Annotated in this window: 3 protein-coding genes; 2 read left to right on the plus strand and 1 reads right to left on the minus strand. The window is 74.5% G+C overall.

Features of this window, described 5'->3' with window-relative positions:
* Together ACZ7LU_RS19010 and ACZ7LU_RS19015 are read left to right on the plus strand one after the other, a co-directional pair.
* Positions 1–9999, plus strand: coding sequence for an amino acid adenylation domain-containing protein (locus tag ACZ7LU_RS19010; RefSeq protein ID WP_471917313.1), 9999 nt, complete (start codon positions 1–3; stop codon positions 9997–9999).
* On the plus strand, positions 9996–11402 hold the full coding sequence (locus ACZ7LU_RS19015; protein WP_471917314.1) for an MDR family MFS transporter: 1407 nt from the start codon (positions 9996–9998) through the stop codon (positions 11400–11402). The genes ACZ7LU_RS19010 and ACZ7LU_RS19015 overlap by 4 nt, the downstream gene beginning before the upstream one ends.
* Here ACZ7LU_RS19015 and ACZ7LU_RS19020 read toward each other — a convergent pair.
* Complete coding sequence (locus ACZ7LU_RS19020) at positions 11392–12975, minus strand: FMN-binding glutamate synthase family protein (protein ID WP_471917315.1); 1584 nt, start codon at positions 12973–12975, stop codon at positions 11392–11394. The genes ACZ7LU_RS19015 and ACZ7LU_RS19020 overlap by 11 nt on opposite strands.
* Between the last annotated feature and the right edge of the window lie 9 nt (positions 12976–12984).

Here is a 12984-nt window from a genome sequence, read left to right on the forward strand (position 1 = left end):
TTGAGCACCGCAAGCGTCTCCTCGGACGGCCTGCTCCCCCTGACCGGCGCCCAGACGGGCATCTGGAACGCCCAGCGCCTCGAACCGGACTCGCCGTACTACGTGGTCGGTGACGTCGTGGAGATATCCGGCGGCGAGCCGGTCGACGTCGCCGCACTCACCGAGGCGGTCCGGGCGACCACCGAGGAAGCCGAGACCCTGCGGCTGCGGGTGTACGACACCCCCGAAGGGCCGCGCCAGACGATCAGTCAGGAACCGGTCGCGGCGCCCGGATTCGTCGACGTCAGCGGCGAGGCCGACCCCGTCGCCGCCGCCCACGCGCTCGTCGACGCCGAGCGGGCCCGGGTGGGGGAGGCCTGCCGCGGCATGGTGGACCGGCCGCTGTACGCACGCACCGTCATCAGGCTCTCCGACCGCGAGGTCTGGTACACCCAGCTCGGCCACCACCTCGTCTTCGACGGCTACACCGCCGCGATGCTCGCCCGCCGCACCGCCGCCCGCTACACCGCCCTGGTCCAGGGCGCCGAGCCGCGCAAGTCGACCTTCGGCGCCTTCGCCGACCTCGTCGCCGCCGACCGCGCCTACCGGGACAGCGACCGGTTCACCGAGGACCGCGCGTACTGGGTCGAGCGCTTCACCCCCCTGCCCGACCTGGGCGACGCCCATGCCGCGACCGGCGCGCCCGACCGCACCCTGACCGCCCGCGCGGCCCTCTCTCCCGAGGAGACGGCCCGCCTCCGCGCCTTCGCCGACACCGAGGGCGTCACCTGGGGTGAGGCGCTGATCGCCTGCTACGCCGCCTTCCTGCACCGCGTGCTCGGCCGCACCGACGTGGTGTTCGCGCTGCCGCTGATGTGCCGGACGGGCTCCGTCGAACTGCGCACCCCCGCCATGGCGGTCAACGTCCTGCCGCTGCGGGTGACCGTCCGGCCCGGCGACGGGTTCGGCGAGCTGAGCCGCCGCGTCGCCGCCGCGATGAAGGAGATGCGCGACCACCAGCGCTACCGGGGCGAGGACCTGCCCCGTGACCTCGGCGTACCCGGCGCGGGCGCGCTGCTCCACGGACGCGGCATCAACCTCAAGGCGTTCGACCTGGCGCTCGACTTCGCCGGGGCCAGTGGCGTCATGCGCAACGTCGCGGGCGGCCCGCCGGAGGACATGGGCCTGAGCGTCCTGCCCGCCCGCGACGGCGGACTGCTGCTCGGCTTCGAGGTCGACGCGAGGACCAATGACCAGGCGTCCGTGGACAGTTCGCTGGCCGGGCTGCGGACCCTGCTCGCCGGGCTGATCGAGGGACGGACCGTCGGCCGGATCGCCCTGGCCGGCGACGTGGACCGGATCCTCGCGGACTGGTGCCCGCCCGCGCTGCCCGGCACCCCCGTGGACGTACCGACCGCGTTCGACGCCATGGCCGCCGCCGACCCCGGGCACACCGCCCTCGTGTGCGGCGACGACCGGCTGTCCGCGCAGGACCTCGCCGAGCGCGTGCACCGGCTCGCCCGCGCGCTGCGGGCCCGCGGCATCGGGACGGACGACGTCGTGGCGCTGGCGCTGCCGCGCTCCGCCGACTCGGTGACCGCCCTCCTCGCCGTCCTCGACGCGGGCGCCGCCTTCCTGCCCCTGGACACCGCCTACCCGCCCGAGCGGCTGCGCGGACTGATCGACGACACCCGCCCCGCCCTGGTCATCACCGCCGCCGACACCGTCGACGGGCTGCCCTGGAAGACCCTCGTCGATGAGGCCGCCACCCTGCCCGGCACCCCCCTGACGGCCGGTGAACTGGCCGCGCCCCGGCACCCCGACCACCTCGCCTACGTGATCCACACCTCCGGCTCGACCGGCCGCCCCAAGGGCGTGCTCGGCCGCGTCGGCGGCCTGGCCGCACTCCTGCACCACCAGCGGTCGACGGTCATCGCCGAGGCCGAGGGCGCCGCGAAGCGCGCACTGCGCGTCTCGCACACCTACTCCTTCGCCTTCGACTCCGCGTTCGACCACCTGATGTGGCTGCTGTGCGGGCACGAACTGCACGTCTACGACGCCGAGACCGCCCGCGACGCCGACGCGCTGCTCGACGCGTACGCCCGCGACGGCATCGACGTCGTCGACACCACGCCCTCGATGGCCGCGCCGCTGGTCGACGGCGGCCTCCTCGACCGCCGGCCGACACTGCTCGTCCTCGGCGGCGAGGCCACCCCGCCCGCGCTCTGGCGGCGGATCGCCGAGTCCGGCGTCACCGCCCGCAACATGTACGGGCCGACCGAGGCCACCGTGGACGCCACCACCGCCCGCATCGACGGCGGCGAACCGACGATCGGTCACCCGCTCGCGGGCACCCGCGTCCACGTGCTCGACAGCGCGCTGCAGCCCGTCCCGCACGGCCGCACGGGTGAGCTGTATCTGGCAGGCCCGCACCTGGCCCGCGGCTACCTCGGCAGGCCGGGGGCGACCGCCGACCGGTTCGTCGCCGACCCCTTCGGCCCGCCCGGCGCCCGCATGTACCGCACCGGCGATCTGGCCCGGTGGGTGCCGGGCCGGGGCCTGGACTACCTGGGCCGCGGCGACGGCCAGGTCAAGATCCGCGGCCACCGGGTGGAGACCGGCGAGGTCGAGGCCGCGCTCGGCGCCGTGCCGGGCGTGACCGCGGCGGCCGCCACCGTCCGGTCGTCCCGGCTGATCGGCTACGTCGTGTCGACCACGGTCACCGGGGACGACGTACGGGCCCGACTGGCCGCGACGCTCCCCGAACACATGGTGCCTGCCGCCGTGGTCGTACTCGACGAACTGCCCGTCACGGCCAACGGCAAGCTCGACCGCGCCGCCCTGCCCGCACCCGTCTCCGCAGGCGGCGGCCGCGAGCCGCAGACCGAGCGGGAACGCCTGCTCTGCGCGGTCCTCGCCGAGGTGTTCGAGGTCGACCGGGTCAGCGTGGACGACGACTTCTTCTCCCTCGGCGGCGACAGCATCACCGCGATCACCATCAGCAGCCGACTGCGGGCCAGGGGCCTCGAACTCCGGCCCCGGGACCTCCTCGCGCGCCGCACCTTCGCCGCCCTCGCCGCGTCGGCGGGACTGGCGGAGGACGTGGCCGAGCCGGCGGACGACCCGACAGGGCCCGTGCCCGCGCCCCCGATCGTGCGCGGCCTCCTCGACCCGCACCCGGACGTGGACGTCGTCGCCTCCTACGCGCAGTGGACAGCCCTGCACGTCGACGGACTCGGTCTCGCCGACCTGACGGCGGGCGTACAGGCGGTGCTCGACCACCACGACGCGCTGCGGCTCCGGACGGGCGACGGCCTCGAAGTGCTGCCGCGCGGCGCCGTACGGGCCGTCGTCGACGAGGTCCACGGCGAGGACGTGACCGCCCTGGCCGAGCGCCTCGCCGGACAACTCGACCCGCGCTCGGGCGACTTGATGCGGGCAGCCCTGCTCCGCACCGGCGACGACACCGCCAACGGCCGTACCGGCGACGGCACCTCCGACCGCCTCGTCCTCGTCGTCCACCACCTCGCCATGGACGGCGTGTCCTGGCGCATCCTGCTGCCCGACCTCCACGCGGCCTGCACGGGCGGCACCCTCGAACCGGCCGGCGCGTCATGGCGCAGGCACGCCGCACTCCTCGCCGAGCAGGGCGCATCCGGCGCGCGACGCGACGAACTCGACCACTGGCGCGCCGCGCTCGCCGCCGCCTCCCGGCTCGGCGCCCGGCCCCTCGACCCCGCCCGGGACACCGTGGCCACCGCCCACCGGTCGGTCACCGTGGCCTCGCCCGAGGTCACCGAGGCGGTCCTGACGACGCTGCCCGCGGCCTACCGCGCCGGTGTCGACGAGGTGCTGCTCGCCGCGCTCGTGCTCGCCCTGCGCGAGTGGGGCCTGTCGGGCGACGCGGTGACCGTGTCGATGGAGGGCCACGGCCGCGAACACCTCGACCTGTCCCGCACGGTCGGCTGGTTCACCAGCGAGTACCCGGTCCGCGTTCCCCTCGCCGACGGCGTGGGGGAGGTGCTGCGCGCGGCCAAGGAGGCCAGACGCGGCGTCCCCGACAACGGGATCGGCTACGGCGTCCTGCGCCACCTCGACCCGGAGACCGGCCCCGAGCTCGCGGCCACGCCGCCGCCGGACGTCCTCCTCAACTACCTCGGCCGCTTCGCCTCGCTGCCCGGCACCGGCTGGCGGCTGCCGGAACACGACGCCTTCTCGGTGACCGAGCCCGGCGCCAAGGCACTTGAGCAGGTCCTCGCCCTCAACTGCTTCGTCCACGAGGAGGGCGCGCCGCGGCTCGCCGTCGAGTGGACCGCCGCGACCGAGGTGCTCGGCGCCGACGCCGTCCTGGCGCTGCGGAACGCCTGGGCCGCCGCGCTCGACGCGCTCGCCGAGCACGCGCGCCACACCGAGGGCGGGCTCACCCCCTCGGACCTGCCGCTCGTCGCCCTCGACCAGCCGGCCATCGACGCCCTCGAACGCACCGGCCGCATCACCGACGTCCTGCCCGCCACGCCGCTGCAGGTCGGGCTCTCCTTCCACACCCTGGTACGCGACGACGACGAGGCCGACGTCTATGTCGTGCAGGCGGTGACGACCCTGGCCGGCGAGGTGCGGCCCGACCGGATGGCCGAGGCCGCCCGCGAACTCCTTCGCCGCCACCCGGCGCTGCGCGTGTACCTCGGCACCGCCGGGGACGACGTCGTGCAGGTGATCCCCGCCGACGTGACCCTCGACTGGCGGGAGGACGACCGGTTCCCCGAGGCCGCCAAGGAAGACCTGGAGCGTCCGTTCGACCCGGCCAGGCCGCCGCTGATCCGCTTCCTGCTGTCCCGCGTCGGCCCCGCCGAGCACAAGCTGGTCATCACCAACCACCACGCGCTGCTCGACGGCTGGTCGATGCCGCTCGTCGGCCGCACCCTCCTCGCCCTCTACGCCGAGCTGAGCGGCGGCCCCGCCGCCCCCTCGGCCCCGTCGCTCTCGGAGTACTTCCGGTGGCTCGCGGGACGGGACCGTGAAGCGTCGCTCGCCGCGTGGCGCGACGCGCTCGCCGGCGTCGACGACGCGACGCGCCTCGCGCCCGCGAGCACCGCGACCGGCGTCGAGCGGCCGGGCCGCGAAACCGTCGCCCTGGGCCGCGAGTTCAGCGACCGGCTGCGCGCCTTCGCCCGCGAGCAGGGCGTCACCCTCACCACGGTCCTCCAGACCGCCTGGGGCCTGCTCCTCGGCAAGCTCACCGGCCGCCGCGACGTCGTCTTCGGCTGCCCCGTCTCCGGGCGGCCCGCCGAGGTCGACGGCGTGGAGTCGATGATCGGCCAGCTCGGCACCACGATCCCGGTCCGCGTCCGGCACACCCAGGACCAGACCGCGAGCGACCTCATGGCCCACGTGCACGCCGAGAGCGTCGCCCTCGCCGAGCACCACCACGTCGGCCTGCCCGACATCCAGCGGGCGGTCGGCGTCGGCGAACTCTTCGACACGATGCTCGTGATGGAGAACTTCCCGCTGTCCAGCCGGAAGCGCACCCCGCTCGCACCCGGGCTCGACCTGGCCGGCGTCGACATCACCGACGCCACGCACTACGCGCTGACCGTCATCGTGATCCCCGACGACGAGATCACCGTCAGCCTCGGCTACCAGCCGCGCGCCTTCGACGCGGACACCGTGCGCGACTACGGCCGCTGGCTGCACAACATCCTCCGTGAGATCGTCGACGACCCGGCACGCCCCGCGCTCCGGCTGCCCGCGCTCGACCCCGACGAGCGCGAGCGCATCCTGCGCACCGGCACCGAGATCGTCCCCGCCAAGGAACGCGGCCACTGGCTCGACGAGTTCGCCGCCCGGGTCCGGCACAAGCCCGACGCCGAGGCACTCGTCTGCCGCGAACGCAGCCTCACCTACGCCGAGTTGGACCGGCAGGCCAACCGGCTCGCCCACGCGCTGATCGCGCGCGGCGTACGGCCACAGGACCCGGTCGCGGTGCTGCTCGGCCGCGACATCGAGATGACCGTCGCGCTGTTCGGCGTGGCCAAGGCGGGCGCGGTCTACGTGCCGATGGACGCGAGCTACCCCCGCGAGCGGCTCGCGTTCATGTTCGACGACATCGCCCCGGCCGCCGTCGTCTCCACCGGCGCCGAACTCCCCGTCGACCGCGACCTCCCGGTCCTGCGCCTCGACGACCCTGCCACCCTCGCCGCCGCGCCGGACACCGACCCGGCCGAGGCCCGCGCCAGGCTGACCGAGGACGCGCTCGCGTACGTCATCTACACCTCCGGCACCACCGGGCGGCCCAAGGGCGTCGGCGTGACCCACCGGGGCGTGCCCGACCTGATCGCGCTGCAGGAGGAGGTCGTCGGCGTCACCGAGCACGACCGGTACCTGCACTTCGCGTCGACCAGCTTCGACGTCGCGTTCTGGCAGACCATGGTGCCGCTGCTTTCCGGCGGCACGTCCGTGATCGCCCCCGAGGAGGTGCGCGTCCCCGGCGACGAACTCCTCGACTACATCGTCGAGCACCGGGTGACGGGCGTGAACCTGCTGCCGTCGTTCCTGGCCGCGATGCCCGACGACCGCACCGTCGACCCCGACGTGTTCTTCGTCGTCGGCGCCGAGCGCCTCGACCCCGAACTGGCGCGGCGCTGGGGGAGCGGCCGCCGGGCGCTCTTCAACGCCTACGGCCCGACCGAGGTCACCATCAACTCCGTGACCTGGCACTACGACCCGGACGACGCCGGACCGCTGCCGATCGGCCGCCCCGACCCCAACGTCCGCGCCTACGTCCTCGACGGCGGGCTCCAGCCGGCCGGCGTCGGCGTGACCGGCGAGCTGTACCTCGGCGGGCCGAGCCTCGCCCGCGGCTACCTCGGCCGCCCCGGCCTGACGGCGGAGCGGTTCGTCGCCGATCCGTTCGGACCGCCCGGCGAGCGGATGTACCGCACCGGCGACCTGGTCCGCTGGCGGCCCGACGGGCAGCTCGTCTTCCTCGGCCGCGTCGACCACCAGGTCAAGGTGCGCGGCTTCCGCGTCGAGCTGGGCGAGATCGAGTCGACCCTGACCAGCCACCCCGACGTCCGTGCCTGCGCCGTGATCGTCCGTGAAGGACGCCTCGTCGGCTACGTCATCCCGACGGACGGCGCCGACCTGGACACCGCCCGCGTACGCGAGTTTCTGGCCGCGGAGCTGCCCGACCACATGGTGCCGACGGCGCTCGTCCCCATCGACCGGCTGCCGCTCAGCCCCAGCGGCAAGCTCGACCCCACCGCGCTGCCCGCCCCAGAGACCGCCGCCGCGGCCCGGCGCGCACCCGCCACCGAGGCCGAAGCCGTGCTGCTCGGCGTCTTCCGGGACGTCCTCGGCACCGACGCCATCGGCCCCGACGACGACTTCTTCGCCATCGGCGGCGACAGCATCGTGTCCCTGCAAGTGGTCTCCCGTGCCCGCCGCCAAGGGCTCGGGCTGACCGCTCGGGACGTCTTCGAAGGCGCGACGGTCGCGGGGATCGCGGCACGCGCCCGCGCCCTCGACGGCGGCACGGCACCCGCGACCGGCGACGCGCCGCTGACCCCGGTCATGCGGGACCTGCTGCGCCGCGCGGGCACCGCGGCCGACGGGTTCTGCCAGTGGGTGGAGATCTGCGTCCCGCCGGGCGGCGACCCGGCGACCTGGCAGGCCGTGCTCGACGCGCTCCTCGCCCGGCACGACGTGCTGCGGGCCCGCCTGACCGACGACGCCCTGCACATCCCACCGGTCGGCGCGGTGACCGGCGCCGACGTCCTGACCTGCGTACGCGCGACCGACGACGACCTGCGCGCACACGTCGACGCCCACATCGCCGGGGTCCGCGACGCGATGGATCCGCGCACCGGCCCGCTGCTGCGCGCCCTGTGGGTGGACGCAGGACCCGATCGGCCCGGCAGGCTCGTCCTGATCGCCCACCACTTGGTCGTCGACGGAGTCTCCTGGCGCGTCCTCCTCGACGACGTCGAGCACGCCCACTCCGGCGGCGAACTGGCCCGGCACGGCCAGTCGTTCGTCGGCTGGGCGCAGTCGCTGCGCGCCGCCGACCGGCGGTCCGAACTGCCCCACTGGCAGGGGATGACCGCCACCCCGGCGCTCACCGGCCCGCTCGACCCCGCAAGGGACACCGTGGCCACCGCCCGGCACCACGAGATCCGGCTCGACGCCGCGGCCACCCGCGCCCTGATCACGACCCTGCCCGCCGCCTACCGCAGCACCCCGGACGCCGTGCTCCTCACGGCGCTCGCGAAGGCGGTACGGGCCTGGCGCGGCACGCGGGAAGTCCTGGTCGCGCTGGAGAGCCACGGCCGCCCGCAGCACGTCGACCTGTCCCAGACCGTCGGCTGGTTCACCGCCGTCCACCCCGTGCGCCTCGACGCCGACGACGACGTGAAGGCGGTCAGGGAGCGGCTGCGCGCGCAGGGCGACGGCCTCGGACACGGCATCCTCACCACGGCGGGGCTCCTCGACCCCGTGGCGCCGGAGATCGCCTGGAACTACCTCGGCCAGTTCCCCGGCGCCCCGGCCGACGAGACGCCGTGGCAGGCGCCGCCGGACGCCGACCCGCTCGGCTCGGGCGGCACCGACGCACTGCCCCTGCCGCACAGCCTCATGGTCAACGCCCTGGTGCGCGACGACGCGCTCGGGGTCCGGATCACCTGGCCGGCCGCGCTGTTCACCGCCGCCGAGGTGGCGGACCTCGCCGAGTGCCTGCGGAGCGCGCTCCAAGAGCTCGCTGCCGCACCGGAGATCAAGGCACTCGACCACGAGCGGCCGATCGCCGGGGTCCAGCCCCTCACCCCGCTCCAGGAAGTGATGCTGCGGCACTCGCGCACCGAACGCCCCGACCCGTACACCGTGCAGTCGACGTTCTCCCTCGCGGGACCGCTCGACGCCGACGCCCTGCGCGCCGCTGGCGGCGACCTGCTGGCCCGGCACCCGAACCTGGGCGCCGTGTTCCCCGCCGACCTGGCGGTGCTCCCCGCGTCGCCCGCGCCGGACTTCCGCGTGGTCGACGGGCCCGCCGAGGACGTCCTCGCGGCCGATCTGGCCGAACCGTTCGACCTCGCCCGCGGCCCGCTGCTCCGCCTGACCGTGATCCGGGACGGCGCGGACCTCGCCCACCTGGTGATGACCAGCCATCACGTGCTCTCCGACGGCTGGTCGGCCCCGCGCATCCTCACCGAACTGTTCGACCTCTACACGGCCCGCGTCCGCGGTGTCGCCGCGGACCTGCCCGCCCCCGTCCCGTTCGGCGACTACCTGCGCTGGCGCGCCGACCACGAGCCCGACCTCGACACCTGGGCCGCCGAGCTGGCCGGCCTGCCCGAGGGCGACTACCTGAGCGGCAGCGAGCCCGGCCCGGCCTGGCAGGAGCCCACGCTCATCAACTTCGACGCGGCGCTGGTGACCGAGCTGACCCAGCTCGCCGCGCGGCGCGGCCTGACCCGCAACACCCTGGTCCAGGGCGCCTGGTCGGTGCTGCTCGCCCGGCGCTCCGGGCGCGCCGACGTCTGCTTCGGCGCCATGGTCGCCTGCCGTCCGCCGGAGCTGGCGGGCGTCGAGGAGATCGTCGGGCTGCTCGCCAACACGGTGCCGGTGCGCGCACGGCTCACCGGCACGCTCGCCGAGACGCTCGCCGATCTGCAGGCCCGCCAGCGGACCCTGGTCGAGCACCACCACGTCGCCCTCTCCGACCTGGAACGGCTGACCGGGCGGCGCAGGCTCTTCGACAGCCTGGTGGTGTTCGAGAACTATCCGGTCGACCCGGACCGCCTCCGCGAACCCGCCCCGGGGCTCACCCTCGTCGGCACCCGCTTCCGCGAGTCCACGCACCACCCGGTGACCCTGACCGTCATGCCGGACGGCGACGGCTGGACCGGCGTGCTCGCCCACCGGGCAGGCGTGGCCGTCGACGGCCTCGCCGACGAACTCCTCGACGTGCTCCGCTCCTTGGACAAGCACCTCGACCACGACGTCCACGACCTCCTGGAGGGCCGATGACCAAGGACGTCGCACCACCCGCCGAGCGCGACCGGGTGGACGGGCAGCTGCTGCGCATCGCGTTCATCCTGGTGCTCGGCACCTTCATGGCCACGCTGGACGCCACCATCGTCAGCGTCGGCATCGACCGGCTTACCGACGAGTTCGACGCCTCCGTCGCCGACATCCAGTGGGTCAGCACCGCCTATCTCCTCGCCGTCGTCGCCGCCGTGCCCGCATCGGGCTGGCTGGCCGATCGGTTCGGGGGCCGGCGGACGTGGCTCGCCGCCGTGGGCGTGTTCCTGCTCGGCTCGGTGCTGTGCGCGCTGGCCTGGTCGGCGACCAGCCTCATCGTGTTCCGGGTGGTCCAGGGGCTCGGCGGCGGGCTCCTGCCCGCGACAGGACAGGCGCTGCTCGCCCGCATCGCGGGACGCGACCGCACCGGCCGTGTGATCAGCGTCGTCGCCGTCGTCCCGCTCCTGTCGCCGGTGTTCGGACCGCTCGTCGGCGGCTCGCTGCTCGGCGTGGCGTCCTGGCAGTGGCTGTTCCTGGTCAACCTGCCGATCGGTGCGGTCGCCGCCCTCCTCGCACGCCGGTACGTCCCGGACGTACCGCCGTCGACCCGGCGGACGGCGTTCGACCTGCGGGGGGCCGCGCTGCTCTCACCCGGCCTCGCCGTGCTGGTGTACGGGCTGACCGAGGTCGCCCACGGCCGCGACCTGCCGGCCGTGCTCGGGGTGACGGCGGGCGTCGCGATGCTGGTGGGGTTCGCGGTGCACGGGCTGCGCACGCGCGGCACCCCGCTGGTCGACCCCCGCCTGTTCACCCGGCCGCCCTTCGGGGCCGCCGCCCTCGCGCTGCTCGTCCTCGGCGCCTCGGTGTTCGGCACGACGTTCCTGCTGCCGCTGTACTTCCAGACCGGCCGGGGACTCTCGGCGTGGGAGGCCGGGCTGCTGCTCGCCCCGCAGGGGCTCGGGGCGGCGGCCGGGTCCGTCCTGGTCAACCGCACCATCGACAAGGTCGCGCCGCGGACCCTGGTGGTCACCGGCATCGTGCTGATCCTCGCGGGCACGGTCCCGTTCACCCAGCTCGGCCACGAGCCCCCGGACGCGCTGATCATCGCCGCGCTCGCGGTCCGCGGCATCGGCATGGCGATGATCGGCGCGCCCGTCATGAACATCGTCTACAGCCGCATCGAGCCCGAACACCTGCCCCGCGCGTCCGGCGCGCTCAACCTGCTCAACACGGTGGGCGGTTCGGTCGGCACGGCCGCCCTCGCGGTCGTCCTGGAGAACCGGCTGTCCGCGCGGGGCCCGGACATCTCCTCGGCGTTCGGCGACACCTTCTGGTGGGTGCTCGGCTTCTGCCTGCTCGCCGCCGCGGGGGCCACCCGGCTGCCAGGGACCCGGACGGTCAGGAGGTGAAGCTGTCCGGATCCGCCGCGTGCCAGTCGGCGGCCCAGCTCTCCGGCGGCGCCGCGAGCAGTTCGCCGGGGGAGAGCCAGTCGTACAGCTCGGCGTAGGAGCGGAACCTGCCGCGGTCCTCGCGGCGCCGCAAGTGGTGCGGGCCCAGTTCCGACGGGTCGCGGACGCCCATCGCGGCCATGATCTGCAGCGCGCTGTGGACCGTGGCCTGCTGGAACCGCGTGACGCGGGCGGCCTTGTCCACGACGTCGAGGGCGCGGGCGCGGTGCGGATCGGTGGTGGTGACGCCGGTCGGGCAGCGGTTGGTGTGACAGCGCTGGGCCTGGATGCACCCGACGGCGAACATCATCGCGCGGGCCGCGTTGGTGTAGTCGGCGCCCATGGCGAGGCGCTTGACGATGTCGGTGCCGGTCGCCACCTTGCCGCTGGCGCCGACCCGGATCCGGTCCCGCAGGCCGGTGCCGACGAGCGCGTTGTGCACGGTGATCAACCCGTCGGTGAGGGGCATGCCGAGGTGGTCGGCGAACTCCAGCGGCGCCGCGCCCGTGCCGCCCTCGGCGCCGTCCACCACGATGAAGTCGGGAGTGATCCCCTCCGCCTTCATGGCCTTGCACACGGCGAGGAACTGCGCGCGGGAACCGGGGCACAGCTTGAAGCCGACCGGTTTGCCGTGGGTCAACTCCCGCATCCGGGCCAGGAAACGGACGAGTTCGCGCGGGGTCGAGAAGACGCGGTGGTACGGCGGTGAGATGACGGTCTCACCCTGCGGTACGCCGCGTACCGAGGCGATCTCGGCGTTGACCTTGCCGCCGGGCAGGACGCCGCCGATCCCCGGTTTCGCGCCCTGCGACAGTTTGAGCGACACACATCGCACGGCGGGGTGGGCGGCCTTCTCGGCGAACTGCTGCGCGTCGAAGCCGCCGTCGCGGGTGCGGCAGCCGAAGTAGCCGGTCCCGATCTCCCAGATCAGGTCGCCGCCGGGCCGCAGGTGGTAGCCGGACAGGCCGCCCTCGCCGGTGTCGTGCGCGAACCCGCCCCGCGCCGCACCGGTGTTGAGAGCCACGATGGCGTTGGCGGACAGCGAGCCGAAACTCATCGCCGAGACGTTGAGGAGAGCCATGTCGTACGGCGCGGCGCAGTCGGGGCCGCCGATCCGGACCCGGGGCGGCTCGTCCCGGACGTCCACCGGCGCCATCGACGGCACGAGGAACTCGTAGCCGCGGTCGTCCATGTCGCGCTCGCTGCCGAAGGGCTCCTCGGCGGCGACGCCCTTGGCCCGTTCGTAGACGATGCTGCGGGTGTCGCGGTCGTAGGGCCTGCCGTCGTAGTTGCGCTCCACGAAGTACTGCTGGAGCTCCGGGCGCACCGCCTCCATGAGGAACCGCAGATGGCCGAGGACGGGGTAGTTCCGCAGCACGGAGTGCCGCCTCTGCACGAGGTCGTACACACCGGTCAGCGCCACGGCCGCCAGCGGCGCGGCGGCGAACCACCACCACGGGGACATCAGGAGGGCGAGCAGCACACCGCCCGCCGCGCAGGCCGTCAGAAGGCCCACCGTTACGAAACGCGTCATGATCCTTTG

The sequence above is a fragment of the Streptomyces sp. NPDC039462 genome (assembly GCF_055639375.1).

Excerpts from the sequence above, each read along its gene's own strand:
- ACZ7LU_RS19015 (WP_471917314.1), top strand. The coding sequence starts at position 9,996 with ATGACCAAGGACGTCGCACCACCCGCCGAGCGCGACCGGGTGGACGGG.
- ACZ7LU_RS19020 (WP_471917315.1), bottom strand. The coding sequence starts at position 12,975 with ATGACGCGTTTCGTAACGGTGGGCCTTCTGACGGCCTGCGCGGCGGGC.